Source organism: Inquilinus limosus DSM 16000, from assembly GCF_000423185.1.
Lineage (GTDB): Bacteria > Pseudomonadota > Alphaproteobacteria > DSM-16000 > Inquilinaceae > Inquilinus > Inquilinus limosus.
Map to the genome: position 1 here is coordinate 29872 of NZ_KE383989.1, position 18290 is coordinate 48161.

The 18290-nt window shown below is 71.2% G+C and carries 14 protein-coding genes; 9 read left to right on the forward strand and 5 right to left on the reverse strand.

From position 1 onward, the window contains the following. Position 1 precedes the first annotated feature (1 nt). The 5 genes from G537_RS0135185 (at position 2) to G537_RS0135205 (ending at position 7288) form a co-directional block, all read left to right on the forward strand. Positions 2 to 916, forward strand: a complete 915-nt coding sequence (locus G537_RS0135185) for a DUF58 domain-containing protein (protein WP_051249519.1) — start codon at positions 2 to 4, stop codon at positions 914 to 916. Then, positions 910 to 3666: a DUF4159 domain-containing protein gene (locus G537_RS0135190; RefSeq protein ID WP_026874019.1), complete on the forward strand. Its 2757-nt coding sequence runs from the start codon at positions 910 to 912 to the stop codon at positions 3664 to 3666. The genes G537_RS0135185 and G537_RS0135190 overlap by 7 nt, the downstream gene beginning before the upstream one ends. A 3-nt stretch (positions 3667 to 3669) precedes the next feature. Beyond that, positions 3670 to 5748 carry a membrane protein gene (locus G537_RS0135195; RefSeq protein ID WP_026874020.1) on the forward strand — a complete coding sequence of 693 codons (2079 nt, stop codon included), beginning with the start codon at positions 3670 to 3672 and terminating at the stop codon, positions 5746 to 5748. A 121-nt stretch (positions 5749 to 5869) separates the two neighbouring features. Then, positions 5870 to 6499, forward strand: coding sequence for a DUF1326 domain-containing protein (locus tag G537_RS0135200; RefSeq protein WP_026874021.1), 630 nt, complete (start codon positions 5870 to 5872; stop codon positions 6497 to 6499). Between the two features lie 9 nt (positions 6500 to 6508). Next, positions 6509 to 7288: a DUF2182 domain-containing protein gene (locus G537_RS0135205; protein WP_026874022.1), complete on the forward strand. Its 780-nt coding sequence runs from the start codon at positions 6509 to 6511 to the stop codon at positions 7286 to 7288. 36 nt (positions 7289 to 7324) lie between these two features. Here the strand turns inward: G537_RS0135205 and G537_RS41685 are convergent, their stop codons facing one another. The 3 genes from G537_RS41685 to G537_RS0135220 all read right to left on the reverse strand — a co-directional run bounded on the left by G537_RS41685 (position 7325) and on the right by G537_RS0135220 (position 11897). Then, entirely contained in the window at positions 7325 to 8359 is a 1035-nt protein-coding gene (locus G537_RS41685; RefSeq protein WP_162146195.1) for an OmpA family protein, read from the reverse strand. Positions 8360 to 8587: 228 nt separating this feature from the next. Beyond that, positions 8588 to 9403, reverse strand: a complete 816-nt coding sequence (locus G537_RS41690; protein WP_051249521.1) for a class I SAM-dependent methyltransferase — start codon at positions 9401 to 9403, stop codon at positions 8588 to 8590. Further along, positions 9393 to 11897 carry a mechanosensitive ion channel domain-containing protein gene (locus G537_RS0135220; RefSeq protein WP_026874023.1) on the reverse strand — a complete coding sequence of 835 codons (2505 nt, stop codon included), beginning with the start codon at positions 11895 to 11897 and terminating at the stop codon, positions 9393 to 9395. The genes G537_RS41690 and G537_RS0135220 overlap by 11 nt, the downstream gene beginning before the upstream one ends. A 178-nt stretch (positions 11898 to 12075) precedes the next feature. Here G537_RS0135220 and G537_RS0135225 point away from each other — a divergent pair, with 178 nt between their 5' ends. The 4 genes from G537_RS0135225 to G537_RS0135240 all read left to right on the forward strand — a co-directional run bounded on the left by G537_RS0135225 (position 12076) and on the right by G537_RS0135240 (position 15310). After that, complete coding sequence (locus G537_RS0135225) at positions 12076 to 12480, forward strand: DUF6496 domain-containing protein (RefSeq protein WP_026874024.1); 405 nt, start codon at positions 12076 to 12078, stop codon at positions 12478 to 12480. A gap of 122 nt (positions 12481 to 12602) precedes the next feature. After that, the gene (gene acs / locus G537_RS0135230) at positions 12603 to 14546 is read left to right on the forward strand and encodes an acetate--CoA ligase (RefSeq protein ID WP_026874025.1); all 1944 of its coding nucleotides are present in this window, start codon (positions 12603 to 12605) and stop codon (positions 14544 to 14546) included. 65 nt (positions 14547 to 14611) lie between these two features. Beyond that, positions 14612 to 14857, forward strand: coding sequence for a type II toxin-antitoxin system prevent-host-death family antitoxin (locus G537_RS41695; RefSeq protein ID WP_162146196.1), 246 nt, complete (start codon positions 14612 to 14614; stop codon positions 14855 to 14857). Positions 14858 to 14866: 9 nt separating this feature from the next. Next, positions 14867 to 15310: a type II toxin-antitoxin system VapC family toxin gene (locus G537_RS0135240; RefSeq protein WP_026874026.1), complete on the forward strand. Its 444-nt coding sequence runs from the start codon at positions 14867 to 14869 to the stop codon at positions 15308 to 15310. A 130-nt stretch (positions 15311 to 15440) separates the two neighbouring features. Here G537_RS0135240 and G537_RS41700 read toward each other — a convergent pair whose 3' ends face one another. After that, positions 15441 to 16799, reverse strand: coding sequence for an MFS transporter (locus tag G537_RS41700; RefSeq protein ID WP_081689261.1), 1359 nt, complete (start codon positions 16797 to 16799; stop codon positions 15441 to 15443). A gap of 57 nt (positions 16800 to 16856) precedes the next feature. Continuing rightward, on the reverse strand, positions 16857 to 18278 hold the full coding sequence (locus tag G537_RS0135250; RefSeq protein ID WP_026874027.1) for an FAD-binding oxidoreductase: 1422 nt from the start codon (positions 18276 to 18278) through the stop codon (positions 16857 to 16859). Positions 18279 to 18290: the final 12 nt, after the last annotated feature.

Below are 18290 nucleotides of genomic sequence, written 5' to 3' on the forward strand. Positions count from 1 at the left end.
GGTGGCGGCCGGTTCCTCACCTTTGACCGGCGCTGCGCGCCGCAAGGCGGCCGATGCGCTGGCGGCGACGCTGCCGCCGCTGCTGATCGCCGCCGACCGCGTCGCCTCCACCGTCGCCCAGGGCGTGCACGGCCGCCGCCGGGTCGGCGTCGGCGAGAGCTTCTGGCAGTTCCGCCGCTACCAGGCGGGCGAGCCGGTCGGCCGGATCGACTGGCGCCAGTCGGGCAAGTCCGAGGGGCTGTTCCAGCGCGAGACCGAATGGGCTGCGGTGCAGACCGCCTGGCTGTGGCGCGACGCCTCGCCGTCGATGGACTACCGCTCCGACCGGTCGCTGCCGACCAAGCGCGAGCGCGCCGAGGTGCTGCTGCTGGCCCTGGCCTCGCTCTTGAACCGGGCCGGGGAGCGGGTGGCGCTGATCGGCGGCGACAGCCCGCCGGCGACCGGCCGCGCCAGCCTGCTGCGCCTGGCCGCGTCCCTGGACCGGGCCGCCGGCGACGATTCCAGCAAGGCGGTGCCGTGGGAGCTGCGGGTGCCGCGGCACGCCGCCATGGTGCTGTTCGGCGACTGCCTGGCCCCGCTCGACGAATTCGGCGAATCCGTCGCCGCCTATGCCGCGCGCGGCGTGCGCGGCCACATCCTGCAGATCCTCGACCCCGCGGAGGCGACGCTGCCCTTCGAGGGCCGCATCCGCTTCGAGGGCATCGAGGAGGTCGAATCGGCGCTGATCCCGCGCGTCCGGTCGGTCCGCGACGCCTATCGCGAGCGCCTGGCCCAGCACCAGGACGGGCTGGCGGCGATCGCCCGCCGGGCCGGCTGGAGCTTCGCCGTCCACCGCACCGACCGTTCGCCCGAGGCGGCCCTGCTGAGCCTGTGGGGCGTCATGTCCGGCGCCGCCACCGGTAGGGCCAGATGGTGACGCTCGGCGGCCTCGTCTTCCTGGCGCCCGCCATCCTGGCGGCGCTGATCCTGCTGCCGGTGATCTACTGGCTGCTGCGGGTCACGCCGCCGGCGCCGCGGCGGCTGAGCTTCCCGGCGATCCGCCTTCTCCTCGGCCTGCAGACTCAGGAGGAGACGCCGGAGCGGATGCCCTGGTGGCTGATGGTGCTGCGCCTGCTTCTGGCCGCGCTGATCATCGTCGCCTTGGCGCATCCGGTGCTGAACCCCGGCGCGGCGCTGCCCGGCAGCGGGCCGGTGCTGCTGGTGGTCGACAACGGCTGGGCCGCGGGCAAGGGCTGGCCGCAGCGCCAGGAGGCCCTGCGCACCGCCGTCGACAAGGCGGAGCGGGCGGGCCGCGACGTGGTGCTGCTGGCCACCGCGCCGACCGCCCCGGGCGAGCCGGTGGCGGCGAGCCGGCTGCTGCGCCCGGGCGAGGCGCGCGGCATGATCGACAATCTGGCGCCCAGCCCCTGGCCGACCGACCGGGCCGCGGCGCTGAAGGCGCTCGACTCGCTGCGCCTCTCCGGCTCGGCCCATGTCGTCTGGGCCAGCGACGGCATCACCACCGAGAAGGACGCGGCCGGGGTGCGCGACTTCGCCGCCCGGCTGCAGCGCTTCGGCGGGCTGGAGGTGCTGCTGCCGCAGGCCTTCGACCTGGCGCATCTGGTCGGCACCCCGCAGGTGGCCGACACCGCCCTGACCGTGCCGGTCCGGCGCGCCGTGGCCACGGGCGACGCGCCGCTGGTGCTGCGTGCGGTGGCGGAGGACGGCCGTCCGCTGGCGCGCAGCGAGATCCGCTTCGCCGCAGGGCAGCGCCAGGCCGAGGCCCGGTTCGAGCTGCCGTCGACCGCACGCAACGCCATCGCCGCGGTGTCGATCGAGGGCGAGACCACGGCCGGCGCCACGGTGCTGGTCGACGAACGTTGGCGCCGCCGGCCGGTCGGCCTGGCCGCGCCGCAGGACACCGCCCGGGCCCAGCCGCTGCTGACCGAGAGCTACTACCTGCAGCGGGCGCTGGAGCCCTTCGCCGAGATCCGCCGCGGCAGCGTCGCCGACCTCCTGGGCGGCACCCAGCCGACCGATCGGCTGGCCGCGCTGCTGCTGCCGGACGGCACCCTGTCCTCCGAGGCCGACCGCCAGGCGGTGGAGCGCTGGATGGAGGGCGGCGGCGCCCTGATCCGCTTCGCCGGGCCGATCCTGGCGGCCAATCCGGACCCGCTGGTGCCGGTGCCGCTGCGCTTCGGCGACCGCACCCTGTCCGGCGCCATGTCCTGGACCGAGCCGATGCCGCTGGCGCCGTTCGACGCCAAGAGCCCGTTCCAGGGGCTGACCATCCCGTCCGACGTCCGGATCCAGCGCCAGGTGCTGGCCGACCCCTCCCCCGACCTGGCCGACAAGACCTGGGCCCGGCTGACCGACGGCACGCCGATCGTCACCGCCGAGAAGCGCGGCCGCGGCTGGCTGGTGCTGGTCCACACCACGGCCGGGCCGGGCTGGTCCAGCCTCGCCTTCTCCGGCCTGTTCGTCGACATGCTGCGCCGGGTGGTGGCTCTGGGCAGCGGCGTCGGCGGCGACAGCGGCCAGGCCAGCCTGCCGCCGGTCCAGGTGCTGGACGGGCTCGGCCGGCTGGTGCCGCCGCCGCCGCTGGCCCTGCCGATCGCCGGCCCCGCCTTCGCCAGCACCGTGCCGGGGCCGGAGCACCCGCCCGGCTTCTACGGCACCGAGGACAGCCGCCGCGCCCTCAATCTCGGCTCGGCCGTGACCAGCCTGGAGCCGGTCGCCAACCTGCCGCCCGGCGTCGCGGTGTCGAGCTACGAGGCGCCGGCGGAGATCGACCTGCGGCCGTGGATCTTCGCCCTGGCGATGCTGCTGCTGATCCTCGACGGGCTGATCGCCCTGTTCATGCGCGGCCTGCTGACGCCGCCGCGGCGCGCCGCGACGGCCGCGCTGCTGGCCGCCGGCGTCGTCGCCGCGGGGCTGGTCGCGCCCGGCGCGGCGCGGGCCCAGGACGACCAGCGGGTCATCGCCATGGCCAACCACGTGCGCCTGGCCTATGTCCAGACCGGGCAGCAGGATGTCGACGCCGTCAGCCAGGCCGGACTCGAAGGGCTGGCCCAGGTGCTGCGCGACCGCACCTCGGTCAATGCCGAGGGCGCCGTGGGCGTCAACATCGAGAACGACGAGCTGGCCTTCTTCCCCCTGCTCTACTGGCCGGTGACGCCGGGGCAGGCGGCGCCGTCCGATACCGCGATCGGCAAGCTGAACGCCTTCCTGCGCACCGGCGGCACCATCTTCTTCGATACCCGCGACCAGGGGATGGGCGGCGGCGGGGCCCTGGCCGGGCCGGGCGCCGAGAAGCTGCGCGAGCTGACCCGGGGTCTCGACATCCCGCCGCTGACGCCGGTGCCGCCGGACCACATCCTGACCCGCGCCTTCTACCTGATGCAGGACTTCCCGGGGCGCTACACCGGCAGCGACCTGTGGGTGGAGACCGCGGACGCCACGGTCAATGACGGCGTCTCGACCATCATCATCGGCGCCAACGACTGGGCCGGGGCCTGGGCCACCGGCCCGGGCGGCGCGCCGATGCTGCCGGTGGTGCCGGGCGGCGAGCGCCAGCGCGAGATGGCCTACCGCTTCGGCATCAACCTGGTGATGTACGCCCTGACCGGCAACTACAAGTCGGACCAAGTGCATGTGCCGGCGATCCTGGAACGGCTGGGGCAATAGGCCATGGATGCCACCTCCGTCGCCCTGTCGCCGCTGCTGCCCTGGACCGTCCTCGGGCCGCTGTTCGGCCTCGCGGTGCTGGCCCTGCTGGTCGGCGCCTGGCGCCGCGCCCCGGGCCTGGGCTGGCGTGCCCTCGCCTTCGCCGCCCTGGCCGCCGCCCTCCTGAACCCGTCGCTGGTGGAGGAGAAGCGCGACCCGATCCGCGACGTCGCGGTGGTGGTGGTCGACCGTTCGCCCTCCGACCAGATCGAGGACCGCCCGGCCCGGATCGACGCCGCTTTGGCCGATCTGCGCAGCAAGCTGGCCGCCTTCCCCGACCTCGAGACCCGCTTCGTCACCGTCGGCGAGAACGCCAACGCGCCGCTCGACGAGACCCATCTGTTCGAGGCGCTGGGCGCGGCCACGGCGGATGTGCCGCGGCGGCGCCTGGCCGGCGCCATCCTGGTCACCGACGGCCAGGTGCACGACGTGCCGACCGACCCGGCCGTCCGCACCTCCTTCGGGCCGGTGCACACCCTGCTGACCGGGCGGCCGGACGAGTTCGACCGCCGCATCGTCGTGGCCCAGGCGCCGAGCTTCGGCCTGGTCGGCCAGGACGTGACCGTGACGCTCAGGGTCGACGACCTGCCGAAGGCCGAGCCCGGCGCCGTCGCCACCGTGACCGCGACCAAGGACGCCGGCGCGCCGGAGGCGCTGCAGTTGCCGGTCGGGCGCGACACCCAGGTCAGCTTCCGGCTCGACCATGGCGGTCCGACCGTCTTCGAATTCGCGGTCGAGGGTCTGCCGGGCGAGCTGAGCCCGGCCAACAACCGCGCCGCCATCGTCGTCAACGGCGTGCGCGACCGGCTGCGCGTGCTGCTGGTCTCGGGCGAACCGCATCCGGGCGAGCGCACCTGGCGCAACATCCTGAAGTCCGACCCCTCGGTCGACCTGGTGCACTTCACCATCCTGCGGCCGCCGGAGAAGCAGGACGGGACGCCGATCAACGAGCTGTCGCTGATCTCCTTCCCGATCCGCGAGCTGTTCGAGACCAACCTCAAGGACTTCGACCTCATCATCTTCGACCGCTACCGGCGGATGGGGGTGCTGCCGAACCTCTATCTCGGCAACATCGCCCGCTACGTCGAGGAGGGCGGCGCCTTCCTCGAGGTCTCGGGCGAGGCCTTCGCCGAGCCCTTGAGCCTGTACCGCACCCCGATCGGCAACATCCTGCCGGCCGAGCCGACCGGCGAGGTGCTGGAGCAGGGCTTCCGCCCGCAGGTGACCGAGCTGGGCCAGCGCCATCCGGTGACGGCGACGCTGGACGGGTCCACCGGCGGCCCGGGCGGCGGGCCGAGCTGGGGCCGCTGGTTCCGCCAGATCGACGTGGTGCCGCATGGCGGCAACGTGGTGATGACCGGGGACGGCGGCCGGCCGCTCCTGATCCTCAACCGGGTCGGCGAGGGCCGGGTGGCACAGATGGCGTCGGACCAGATCTGGCTGTGGAGCCGCGGCTTCGAGGGCGGCGGCCCGCAGGCGGAGCTGCTGCGCCGCCTGGCGCATTGGCTGATGCGCGAGCCGGAGCTGGAGGAGAACGTGCTGCGGGCCGAGGCGGCCGGACAGCGCATCGAGATCCGCCGCCGCAGCCTGGACGAGGCCAACCCGCCGGTGACCGTGACCGACCCCGCCGGCAAGACCCAGAGCGTGACGCTGAACGAGGCCTCGCCCGGCCTCTATGTCGGCCGGGTCAACGCCCAGGGGCCGGGCATCTACCGCGTCAGCGACGGCGACCGGACCGCGCTGGCGGTGGTCGGCACGCTGAACCCGCCGGAGCTGAGCGACATGCGGGCGGTGACCGACAAGCTGGCCCCGGTGACCGAGGCCAGCGGCGGCGGCGTCGCCTGGCTGGCCGCCGACGGGGTGCCGAACATCCGCCGTACCCGGCCGGACCGGGCCGCGGCGGGCGCCGGCTGGATCGGACTGCGCGGCAACGGCGACTACACCGTCACCGGCATGACCGAGACGCCGCTGCTGCCGCCGCTGCTCGCCCTGTTCCTCGGCCTCGGCGGGCTGATGGCCGCCTGGCGGCGCGAAGGACGCTAGCGTCCTCCTCCGGATGGCGGCATTGCCGCCATTGCCGGAGAAGCGTAATATTTTAATAGCCTTTTATGCTTTGTTCGATTGTTGCGGCTGCTCCAGGTAATTCATCGGGGAGGCCAAGACCATGGTGGAATGGGAATTGCAGGCGACGGAGCTCGCCAACTGCAACTGCTCCTATGGCTGCCCGTGCCAGTTCAACGACCTGCCGACGCATGGTCATTGCCGCGCCGCCGCCGGCTTCGTGATCGAGACCGGACATTTCGGCGATGTCAGCCTCGACGGGCTGCGGGCCGGCGGCCTGTATCGCTGGCCCGGGCCGGTGCATCACGGCAACGGCACCATGCAGCTGATCATCGACGAGCGCGCCGATGCCGCGCAGCGCGACGCGCTGTCCAGGATCATGACCGGCCAGGAGACCGAGGACATGGCGACGATGTGGTGGGTGTTCACCGCCATGTCGCCGAACCGGCTCGAGACCCTGTTCAGGCCGATGGAGATCGAGATCGACGTCGACCGCCGCCGCGGGCGCATCGTCGTGCCGGGCGTGGTCGAGATCAACGCCGAGCCGATCCGCAACCCGGTGACGGGCGCCGAGCACCGCGTCCGCATCGACCTGCCGCACGGCTTCGAATACCGCCTGGCCGAGATCGGCAGCGGCAACACCAAGGCCACCGGCGACATCGAGCTGGACCTCACCCGCACCTATGCCCAGTTCGCCCGCCTTCACCTCAGCAACAGCGGGATCGTGGCGTAGCCGGCGCCGATGGCCACCACGGCCCCATCCGTGATCGAGGCGGTGCTGCGCCGCGACCGTCTGGTGACGCTGCTCGCCCTCGGCGGCGTCTGCCTCGCCGCCTGGGCCTATACCGACCTCGGCATCGGGATGCCGGGCATGGCGATGGACCCGGCGATGATGGCGATGCCCATGCCGATGCCTTGGACGGCCGCCACCTTCGCCCTGATGGTCGCGATGTGGACGGTGATGATGGTGGCGATGATGCTGCCGGGCGCGGCGCCGATGGTGCTGACCTATGCCGCGCTGCAGCGCCACCGCCGCCAAGCGCCGCCGCATGCGGCGACGGCGCTGTTCACGCTGGGCTATCTCGCGGTCTGGGCCGGCTTCAGCCTGCTCGCCACCCTGCTGCAATGGCGCCTCGACGGTCTGGCCCTGCTGCTGCCGTCGATGGCCACCGCCAGCACGGCGCTGGCCGGCGCCGTCCTGGTGGTGGCGGGCGTCTACCAGTTCACCGGGCCGAAGAACCGCTGCCTCACCCGCTGCCGGTCGCCGGTCGAGTTCCTCACACGGCACCACCGGTCCGGTCCGTTCGGCCTCGGCCTGCGCCACGGCCTCTACTGCCTCGGCTGCTGCTGGGCGCTGATGCTGCTGCTGTTCGTCGGCGGCGTGATGAATCTCGCCTGGATCGGCGTCATCGCGCTGTTCGTGCTGCTGGAGAAGACGATTCCCGCCGGCCCCTGGCTCGGCCGGGCCGCCGGCGCCGGCCTGGTGCTGTGGGGCGGTTGGGTGCTGATCGCGGCGGCGTAGGCCGGCCTCGCGAGACCGGCCTGCGCCCCGTCCGCCTCAGTTCATGACGATCTCGACCCGCCGGTTCTGCGGCTCGCGCACGCCGTCGGCGGTCGGCACCAGCGGGTCGGACTCGCCGAGGCCGCGCACCACGATCAGGTTGTTGTCGACCCCGTCCGCGACGAGCTGGGTGCGGACCGCCTCCGCCCGCCGCACCGACAGCGCCTGGTTGTAGGCCGGGGTGCCGGAGCGGTCGGTGTGGCCGGTGACGTCGATGCGGGTCGATTCGCCCCGCCGCGCGTCGGTGGCGGCGGCCGCCACGATCGACCGCGCCTCCGGCGTCAGGCGCGAGCTGTCGAAGTCGAAGAACACCAGATAGCTGCGCTGGCCCGTGTCGACCGCCGCCTCCGGCGCCGGCTCGCCCGAGGCGGCGCCGAAGTCGAAGATGTATTTGATGCCGACCAGGATGGTGTGGTTGGCCGGGGAGTCGAGCTTGATCTTGGTGTTGCCCGAGGTGAAATCGGCCCCGGTCTCGCCGAAATAGCGGTACTCCAGATTGGCGTTCAGCTTCGGCGTGATGGCGTAGGACACGCCGGCGATGCCCTGGTAGGCGAAGAGCGGCGAATCGTACTCGAAGTCGATGTTGAAATCCTTGGCCTTGACCTTCCAATTGTTGAAGCCGACGCCGATGCCGCCGCCGACATAGGGCACGAAGGGCGAGCCGAACTCGAAATCGTAATAGACATTGGCCATCAGGCCGATGGTGCGCTCATGGCCCTTGACGTTGATCTTCTGGTTGTCGACGCCGGGGACCGTAACGAACCGGTTCAACTGGAAGGAATCGTAGCTCAGCTTGGTGGTGCCGATGTCGTTCTGACGGAAGCTGCCTTCGAGATCGGCCCGGATCGCGCCGAAATCATAGCCGACATAGATATTGCCGGTCGGTGCCGTGTCGAAGGAGACGTCGGCATGGCCGTCGGTGGTGGTCGGATCGGTGAAGCTCCACCGCTGATCCTGCCGGATGTTCACGCCGGCGCCCGCGCCGAGATAGATCCCCCTCGCCTGCTGGGCCATGACAGGCGTGGCCAGCAACAGGGCAACGGCTCCCGCCGCACACAAGGTCAGACTCTTCATCCGCCGCCATCCTGGTCAGAGTTCGAACCAGGGCGCCCGCCCCCGGCATTTCATGCAGGGTTTCGCTTCGGCCCCCTGCGCATCAATACGGAGGCTCCGGCGGCCGATCAACGGAAATCAAGGATTCAATTCGAAATAGGCTTGGCGTCTTACCAGATTGCAAAGGTTTCGCAGGCGCCCGCACCCTCAAATCGGATTTATTTCAAATCCTTCAAATAAGACTCTCGCCTGTCTCTTGCGGCAGTCGAACAGATGATTCCGGTTGACGCGAAACCTGCGGCGCAGATGCGGCCGCAGCAGGACCCGGCTGTCGACCACTGTCGGCGCCAGCCCGGCGGCCGCCAGCCGGTCGGGGAAGTCGCGGCCGTTGATGCGGTAATGGTAGGGGTGGCCGAAGCGGCGCATCCGCTCGACCGGGTCGGCGATGCCGGCGCCTTCCTGCGTCGGGCCCTTCGGATCGAAGGGCACCATCAGGATGGCCCGACCGCCGGGGCGCAGCACCCGCGCCAGCTCGGCGATCGCCGCCCTGTCGTCCGGGATGTGCTCCAGCACATGGTTGGCGATCACGACGTCGAAGGCGCCGTCGGCGAAGGGCAGCGCCGTCAGGTCGGCCTGGACGTCGGCGAAGGGGCTGAAGCGATCGATCGAGCGGTAGCGCAGATGGGGCAGCCCGCGAAGCCGCGCTTCCAGCCACGGCTCGGGCGCAGCGTGCAGCACCCGGTGCCGGCCGGTCAGCAAGTCGGTCCGGGCGGTCAGGTAGAGCCAGAGGAACCGGTGCCGCTCGACGCTGCCGCAGCCCGGGCACATGGCGTTGCGCCGCCCCTCCAGGCCGAAGCGCAGGAAGCGTCGCGCCCGGGTGCTGCAGATCGGGCATTCCAGCACGCCCGGCGGCCCGGCCGGCGCCTGCGGCCGGGCGTAGAGCCGCTCGCGCCGGTACACCGCCGCCTCGTCCAGCCGGTCGCGGGCGATGGCGCCGACGACGCGGCCGAGGTCATGCAGCATTCGAGGGCTCCCGCGCCTCCTCCGGCGCGTCGCCATGGGCCGCGCCGTTGCCGCGGGCGCCGTCGCGCTCCCGCACCGCCGTCGCCAGCACCTGCACCGCCTGCGGCAGCGAGATGTCGGTCGCCGGCTGGAAGGCGAGGCCGCCCTCGCGGAACGCCTTCCAGATGGCGAAGCGCAGATCGGTGCCGACGCCGGCGAAGTTGTCGACGTCGGAGATGTGGCAGCGCAGCTCGAGGTCGAGCGCCGCGGTGCCGAAGCTCTTGAAGGCCACGACCGGCGCCGGGAAGCTGCTGACCCGGCTGTCGGCCTTGGCGATCTCGAGCAGGATCTCGCGCGCCTTCTCGGCGTCGGCCGAGGCGGCGATCGAGACCGGGATGTCGACCCGGCCGTTCTTGTCCTTGTGGGTCCAGTTGACGACCTGGGACGAGATCAGCGTGCCGTTCGGCACGATCACGGAGGAGCGCTGGAAGGTCTGGATCTCGGTGGCGCGGACGCTGATCCGCCGGACCACGCCCTCGGCCCCGCCGATCACCACCCAGTCGCCCACCTTCACCGGCCGCTCGACCAGCAGGATCAGGCCGGCGACGAAGTTCTGGACGATGTTCTGCAGGCCGAAACCGATACCGACCGACAGCGCACCGGCGATCAGGGCCAGGTTCGACAGGTCGAGGCCGAGCACGCCGACGCCGAGCAGCGCCGCGAGCAGCACGCCGAGATAGCCGATGCCGGTGCGGATCGAGTTCTTCAGGCCGCGGTCGATCTGCAGCTTGTCGAGGAAGCGCGAATCGAGCCGCCGCTGCAGGAAGCGGGTGGCGGTGATGCCGAGGGTGAAGGCGACGATGGCGCCGAGGATGTCGAGCGGCGCGATGCGGACGCCGCCGACGGTGGCGCCGTTCAGGATCGTGCCGCCGATCGCCGAGATGTCGCCGGCGCTGAGCCCCAGCACCGGGGCCAGGGCCAGGAAGGCGGCGACGCCGAAGACGATGTCGGCCGACAGGCTGGCACCGGTTTCGAAGGCCCACAGACCGCGGTCGTTCGGGAACAGCGAATGGCGGATCTTGGCCGTCGGCCCGACCGGCTGCGTCATGAACCGGCCGACCGCCTCCTGCACCATGCGGCGCAGGATCAGGAAGGCCGCACCGATGCCGATCGAGGCCGCCAGCAGATAGGTGATGTAGAGCGCCAGCTTCTGATAGCCGATCAGCCCCGCCACCATCACCACCACGGCCAGGAGGGCGGCCAGCAGGCGCAGCCGCGGCCAGCGCCCGGGCGGCCGCGATGCCGGCCGGTCGTCGGCGGCCTCGCCCTCCGGCACGGCCTGGACATCGGCACGGTGGCCCCAGAGCGATCCCGGCAGCGCCGTCAGCAGCGCCAGCGCGCTGGCGGTCAGCGCCGCGGCGACCAGGAGGGCGCGCAGTTCGCTCTGCAGCAGGATCCGCCCGTCGGCGATCGCCAGGGTCATGCCGGCGACGGCCCAGATCACGATCGCCGCCTGCAGGGCGCGGTGCAGCGCCCGCGCCGAGGCGTCGGTCAGCTCGATCAGGCGCCAGGACGGGTCGTCGGGGGCCAGCGCCGCCGCGGTCGCGGCCGAGGCGAGGAAATAGGCGACGACGCCCCAGGCCAGGACGCCCAGCGTGACCATGGCGACATAGCTGGCCGGCCGGTCGCCCAGCCAGCCGGCGCAGATCACCGCCGCCGCCAGCGTCACCATCGCCGGCAGCACGCCATGGGCGATGGTGTGGACGGCGGCGGCCCCGACCCGGCGGCCGAAGGACGGCACGGTCTCGGCCGGGCGCCGGCCGAACCGGCGCAGCAGCCAGCGCCGCACCAGCCAGCCGATGCCGAGGCCGATCGTGGCGAACAGGATGCGGCGCGCCATCTCGCCCACCCCGTTCCAGCCGGCGCCGCCATGGTCCTGGAACGGCCGCAGCAGCCGCGTGAGCAGATATCCGGCCTGGTCCGGGATCTCGACCCAGGTCTCGGGGTCGAAGGCGGCGGGAGAGACCGACAGCAGGTTGCGCCGGAACTGGTCCAGCCGCGCCGCCGCGGCGCTGCTCAGCAGGATCTCGGCCCGGGCCCGGACCAGATCCGCCTGCTTGGCCCGGCCGTCGGCCTCGGCGGCCTGGTCGGCCAGCCGCTTGCGGTCCGCCGCGACCGACGGTGCCTCGGGCGGCGCGCCCTCGGCCGGCGGCGGGCCGAGCGCGTCGGCCATCTGCTTGGACTGGTCGGCCTCGGCGCGGGCGGCCTCGGCCGCGGCCCTGGCCTGGTCGGCGATGGCCGCGGCCTGATCGCGCAGCGCGTTGTAGCTGTCCTCGGTCAGGCCCAGGGCCGAAAGCTGGACCTCGAGCTGGTTGAGCGTGCTCTGCCAGCCGGCGCTCTGAGTCGCGAAATCGGGCTTCGGCGCCTCCTGCTGCTGCTGCGCCCCGGCCGGCAGCGCCGCCAGGCACAGGACAAGGAGAATCAGAAGGCGGGGAAGGAATGTGCGAAGGATCATGTCCGGCCGGATGGCGCCGCGATGGCAGGGAGGCATCCCACCCTGCATGCCAAAGCGGCCGAAAGAAGGCGAGACCGCGCAGCGTCGCAGCAGCAATGCAGGTTTCCGAGGAGCCCGGCACCCCGCCGGAACCCCCGGCCCGCCCGCTCCGTTCGCCTGACAGGCGAAGGAGGTCATCATGGCACGGCAATCCAAGGCCCAGAAGGAAACCGTCGGGCGCGTGATGCACGAGTTCAAGCACGGCGAGCTCCGGATCCGCGGCACTGGCCCCAAGGTCAAGAACCCGAAGCAGGCGGTCGCGATCGCCCTGCACGAGGCGGGCGCCACCCGGCAGGAGAGCCCGAAGAAGAACCGACAGAATCTGAGCCGGACCAAGGCGAAGGAGCGCCGTGGCGAGACCGCGGAGGCGGAGACCGAGGGCAAGGCGGCGCAGGACCGGACGATGCGCCGCCAGACCGCCCGCAAGAGCGCCGACGGCGCCGGCAAGAGCCGCGGCGAGCTCTATGCCGAGGCGAAGCGCCGGAACATCCCGGGCCGGTCGAAGATGTCGAAGGGCGAGCTCGAGCGCGCGCTGCATCGGTAGCCCGGGTCCGGCCGATCAATCCGTGGCCGAGGCCCGATCCTCTTGCTATGAATGCGGGATCGTCCGGCCGGGGCGCGCCCACCCGGCCGGCGCGGAGAGAAAAGATCGATCGGGGAGACCCCATGAGCAGCGACGCCAGCCTTTTTCCCGTGTCCAACGACTGGGCCAACCGTGCCTGGGTGAACGAAGCCGAGTACAGGGCGATGTACGAGCGCTCCGTCCAGGATCCCGAGGCCTTCTGGGCCGAGCACGGCAAGCGGGTCGACTGGATCCGGCCCTTCACCAAGGTCAAGAACACCAGCTACACGGGCGACGTCCACATCCGCTGGTTCGAGGACGGCACGCTGAACGCCGCCTACAACTGCATCGACCGGCACCTGGCGAAGCGGGCCGACCAGACCGCGATCATCTGGGAGGGCGACGACCCCAAGGACAGCCGCCACATCACCTATCGCGAGCTGCACGAGCAGGTGTGCCGCCTGGCCAATGTGCTGAAGGCGCAGGGCGTGAAGAAGGGCGACCGGGTCACGATCTACCTGCCGATGATCCCGGAGGCCGCCTACGCCATCCTGGCCTGCGCCCGGATCGGCGCCATCCATTCCGTGGTGTTCGGCGGCTTCTCGCCCGACAGCCTGAAGGACCGCATCCTCGACTGCCGCTCGACGGTCCTGATCACCGCCGACGAAGGCCTGCGCGGCGGCCGCACCGTGGCCCTGAAGGCCAATGCCGACGAGGCGCTGAAGAGCTGCCCGGAGGTCGACAGCGTCATCGTCGTCCGCCGCACCGGCGGCAAGATCGGCTGGACCGAGGGCCGCGACATCTGGCTGCACGAGGCGGCGGCCAAGGTCTCCGCCGACTGCCCGCCGGAGGAGATGGGCGCCGAGGACCCGCTGTTCATCCTCTACACCTCGGGCTCGACCGGCAAGCCGAAGGGGGTGCTGCACACCACCGGCGGCTATCTCGTCTACACCGCGATGACGCACCAGTACGTCTTCGACTACCACGACGGCGACATCTACTGGTGCACCGCCGATGTCGGCTGGGTCACCGGGCACAGCTACATCGTCTACGGCCCGCTGGCGAACGGCGCCACCACGCTGATGTTCGAGGGCGTGCCGAACTATCCGGACACCTCGCGCTTCTGGCAGGTGGTGGACAAGCACAAGGTCAACATCTTCTACACCGCGCCGACAGCGATCCGTGCCCTGATGCGCGACGGCGAAGGCCCGGTGAAGAAGACCAGCCGCGCGTCGCTGCGCCTGCTCGGCTCGGTCGGCGAGCCGATCAACCCCGAGGCCTGGCTGTGGTACCACCGCGTGGTCGGCGACGGCCGCTGCCCGATCGTCGACACCTGGTGGCAGACCGAGACCGGCGGCATCCTGATCACGCCGCTGCCCGGCGCCATCGCGCAGAAGCCCGGCTCCGCCACCCTGCCCTTCTTCGGCGTCAAGCCGCTGATCGTCGACAATGACGGCAAGCCGCTGGAGGGCGCGGCCGAAGGCAATCTCTGCATCGCCGACAGCTGGCCCGGCCAGATGCGCACCGTGTTCGGCGACCACGAGCGCTTCGTCCAGACCTATTTCTCGACCTTCAAGGGGCTGTACTTCACCGGCGACGGCTGCCGCCGCGACGAGGACGGCTACTACTGGATCACCGGACGGGTCGACGACGTGCTGAACGTCTCCGGCCACCGCATGGGCACGGCCGAGGTCGAGAGCGCGCTGGTCGCCCATCCGAAGGTGGCCGAGGCCGCGGTGGTCGGCTATCCGCACGACATCAAGGGCCAGGGCATCTACGCCTATGTCACCCTGATCGCCGGCGAGCAGCCGACCGAGGAGCTGCGCCGCGAACTGGCGCAATGGGTGCGCAAGCAGATCGGCCCGATCGCCACGCCGGACCTGATCCAATGGGCGCCCGGCCTGCCGAAGACCCGGTCGGGCAAGATCATGCGCCGCATCCTGCGCAAGATCGCCGCCAACGAGCACGAGGCGCTGGGCGACACCTCGACCCTGGCCGACCCAGCTGTGGTCACCGATCTGGTCGAGAACCGGATGAACCGGGGATAGCTAAAGGCCCCTGGATCAAAGAGGCGATCTAGTCTAGACTAGTCCACATTGTGATGGAGTTCGCGATGTGGACGGTCCAGGACGCCAAAGCCCAGCTATCCGAAATCCTGCGGCGCGCCAAAGCTGGCGAGCCGCAGGTGATTGGAACGCAAGACCCCTGCGTCGTGATCTCTGCCAATACGTTCAAGGCGCTGACACAGGGCCAAGACCAGCATCTCGGTCGCTGGCTGATCGAACATGCGCCATCTGGAATCGAGATCGATTTGCCGCCCCGGGGGGAGTCCCGGGTCGATCCGTTCGATGTGGACTGAGCCTCGCTCGTGACGAAATACGTTCTCGACACCAATGTCGTGTCGGAACTGGCGAGGCCCGCCCCATCACCGCAGGTCGTTGCGTTTCTGCAGCGCGAGGCGGATCTCTGGATGAGCCCGATCCTGTTCCATGAACTGGCCTATGGCCTGGATCGGGTCAATGACGCCGCCCACAAATCGAAGCTGCTGGCCTTCATCGACGCGATGAAGGCGCGCTTCGAGAGCCGTATCCTCGTCGTCGATATGGCGGTCGCCGAGACGGCTGGACGCCTGCGCGCCTTCGCGGCAGCCAGAGGCCGGACGCTCGCCCCGCTGGATTCCCTGATGGCGGCGACCGCCATCACGCACGACGCCACCCTAGCGACGCACAACACCAAGGACTTTCTCGACCTTGGTGTCGACGTCATCAACCCGTGGCTCGCCGCGGCGAACGCCGACGCCCCCAGCGATTGAGCCCCCTCCCCACATTGTCATCGCGAGGAGGCGAAGCCGACGTGGCGATCCAGGCGGCCGGTGCCACTGGATCGCCACGCCCCTTCGGGGCTCGCGATGACGGTTTTGCAGGCCTCCAGACCCGTTTGAATCAGGCCCGAGCCACCGCCTCGCGCAGCTTGACGTCCGCCCGCGGACCGGCGCCGGGGCGGAGCAGCAGGACCAGCAGCGCTGCGGCGAGACCAGCCGCGGCCAGCACGTAGAGCCCCGCCGCGGTGGACTGGAAGCCCTGCTCCGCCGCTGTCTTCAGATTCGGGGCGAAGAAGCCGCCGAGATTGCCGATCGCATTGATCGCGGCGATCCCGCCCGCGGCCGCCGCCCCGCCGAAATAGCCGGTCGGGAAGGTCCAGAAGATCGGCTGCGAGGTGATGATCCCCATCGTCGTCAGGCACAGCGCCGCGATCGCGACCGCCGGCGGGGCGCTGGCCGAGATGACGAGACCGGCCGTGATCCCCAACAGCGAGACGAAGGCGAAGCTGCGGCGGTAGCCGGTGCGCACCGCCAGCCCGGGCCAGAAGGTGGCGGCGACGATGGCGCAGGCCCAGGGAATCGCCGAGACCAGGCCGACCATCAGCCCGACCTTCATGCCCAGGAGGGCGCCGACCTGGGTCGGCAGGTAGAAGGCGACGCCGTAGCCGCTGACCTGAATCAGGAAATAGATCGCGGCGAAATGCAGCAGCCTGGGGTCGGTCAGCACCGCGCGGAAGCCGACCCGGCCGGCCGCCTGCTTCTCCCGCTCCTCCGCTGCGATCGCCCGGCCCAGCGCCTCGCGCTCCTCGGCCGGCATCCAGCGCGCCTCGGATGGGCGGTCGCACAGGTAGAAATAGGCCCAGACGCCGACCAGTGAGGCGAGCAGCCCCTCGATCAGGAACATCAGCTGCCAGCCATGCAGCCCGAACAGCCCGTCGAGGTCGAGCAGCACGCCGGAGATCGGGCCGCCGAGCATCAGCGCCAGCGGCGAGCCGAAATAGAACAGCCCCATCACCCGCCCGCGCGCCTTGGCCGGGAACCAGTAGGTCATGAACAGGATCGCACCGGGGAAGAAGCCGGCCTCGGCCGCGCCGAGCAGCAGGCGGATCACCGAGAAGGAGGTCTCGCCATGGGCGAAGGCCATGGCCGCCGCGACCAGCCCCCAGGTCACCATGATCCGGGCCAGCCAGACCCGCGCCCCGATCCGGTGCAGGATCAGGTTGCTGGGCACCTCGAACACGGCATAGGTGATGAAGAAGATGCCGGCGCCGAAGGCGAAGACCGCGTCGCTGAGTCCGGTCGTCGCCTGATAGGCCTCCTTCGCGAAGCCGATATTGGCCCGGTCCAGATAGGCCATCATGTACATCAGGATCAGGAACGGCACGAGCCGCCACATGGCCCGCCGGACCGCGCGGTCCAGCACGGCCTCGTCACGAGTCCCCGGCGGCGCCGCCCCCGGCGCCGGTGGTGTCGTCGTCATCTTGGCTCCCTCTCGGCTGTTGTCGTTTCCGCCCGGGCCGGTCCGGGCGAAGGCGGGCTACAAGACCTTGCCGGGGTTCAGCAGGCCGCGCGGATCCAGCGCGTCCTTCAGCCGGCGCATCAGCGCCAGCTCCGCGTCGCTGCGCACATAGGGCAGGAACGGCTTCTTGGTCAGGCCGATACCGTGCTCGGCCGAGATCGTGCCGCCGAACTCACGGACCATGGCGTAGACGGTCTCGACGATCTCCTGCTTCGGCTGCGGCTCGGCGCCGGGCACGCAGGCGACGATGTGCAGGTTGCCGTCGCCGATATGGCCGTAGAACAGCGCCACGATACCGGGCAGCCGCCGCTCCAGAGCGGCGCGGCAAGCCTGGACATAGTCGTCCATCGTCGCCACCGGCAGGCCGATATCGAAGGATTCGTGCGGCCCCAGCACCTGCTTGAACTCGCCGGCGGCGTCGCGCACGCCCCAGAAGGCGCGGATGTCGGCCAGCGACTGCGCCACCGCCGCATCGGCGATCACGCCCTCCTCGGCCTGGCGCTCCAGCCAGGCCTGGAAGCGTGGACCGTCCACCGCCTCGTCGGAGCCCTGCGCTTCGACCAGCACATAGCTGGCATGGCCGCCGGAGATCGGGCTGCGCAGCCCCGGCACGCGGGTGGTGACCACGTCCCAGTAGTCCGGCCACATCACCTCGAAGGCCGAGAGCAGCGGCCCCAGCCCGCGCCGGGCCGCGGCCAGCAGCTTCACCGTGTGTTCGTAGCTGGACAGCCCGCACAGGGCGGCCATGGTGCAGCCGGGCTTCGGGTACAGGCGCAGCACCGCCCGGGTGATCACGCCGAGCGTGCCCTCGCTGCCGATGAACAGGTGCTTCAGGTCGTAGCCGGCATTGTTCTTCAGCATCTTGTTGAGGCTGGTGACCACCTGCCCGTCCGGCAGCACCACCTCGATCCCCAGCACCATCTCACGCGCCATGCCGTAGCGGATCACCCGGTTGCCGCCGGCATTGGTCGAGAGGTTGCCGCCGATGGCGCAGGAGCCGCGGGCACCGAGGTCGAGCGGGATGAAGAAGCCGGCCTCGTCCGCCGCCTGCTGCACCGCCTGCAGCGGGGTGCCGGCGCGCACCGTCATGGTGGCCGAGGCGGCGTCGACCTCCTCCACCCCGACCATGCGCTCTAGCGACAGCGCGACCGATCCCGCGACGGGCCGGGCGCCGCCGCACAGACCGGTCAGCCCGCCCTGCGGCACCACCGGAAAACCGTGCTCGGAGCAGATCCGCATCGCCGCGGCCACGCCCGCGGTGTCGGCGGGGCGGACCACCGCCAGCGGCCGCAGGGGGCCGAGCGTGCTCCAGTCCGACTCGTTGCGGGGCGGGATGTCGGGACCGGCAAACACAGCCTGGGCGCCGAGCGCCGCCCGCAAGGCCTCGATCAGCGCCTCGGAGCCGGCATCGGCCGGCGCGGCCGCGACTTCTGGGGCCAAGCTGCTCCTCCC

Bases quoted from the DNA above. Each gene is read 5' to 3' on its own strand.
- G537_RS0135190 (WP_026874019.1), top strand. From the start codon at position 910: ATGGTGACGCTCGGCGGCCTCGTCTTCCTGGCGCCCGCCATCCTGGCG.
- G537_RS0135195 (WP_026874020.1), top strand. From the start codon at position 3,670: ATGGATGCCACCTCCGTCGCCCTGTCGCCGCTGCTGCCCTGGACCGTC.
- G537_RS0135200 (WP_026874021.1), top strand. From the start codon at position 5,870: ATGGTGGAATGGGAATTGCAGGCGACGGAGCTCGCCAACTGCAACTGC.
- G537_RS0135205 (WP_026874022.1), top strand. From the start codon at position 6,509: ATGGCCACCACGGCCCCATCCGTGATCGAGGCGGTGCTGCGCCGCGAC.
- G537_RS41690 (WP_051249521.1), bottom strand. From the start codon at position 9,403: ATGCTGCATGACCTCGGCCGCGTCGTCGGCGCCATCGCCCGCGACCGG.
- G537_RS0135220 (WP_026874023.1), bottom strand. From the start codon at position 11,897: ATGATCCTTCGCACATTCCTTCCCCGCCTTCTGATTCTCCTTGTCCTG.
- G537_RS0135225 (WP_026874024.1), top strand. From the start codon at position 12,076: ATGGCACGGCAATCCAAGGCCCAGAAGGAAACCGTCGGGCGCGTGATG.
- acs (WP_026874025.1), top strand. From the start codon at position 12,603: ATGAGCAGCGACGCCAGCCTTTTTCCCGTGTCCAACGACTGGGCCAAC.
- G537_RS41695 (WP_162146196.1), top strand. From the start codon at position 14,612: ATGTGGACGGTCCAGGACGCCAAAGCCCAGCTATCCGAAATCCTGCGG.
- G537_RS41700 (WP_081689261.1), bottom strand. From the start codon at position 16,799: ATGACGACGACACCACCGGCGCCGGGGGCGGCGCCGCCGGGGACTCGT.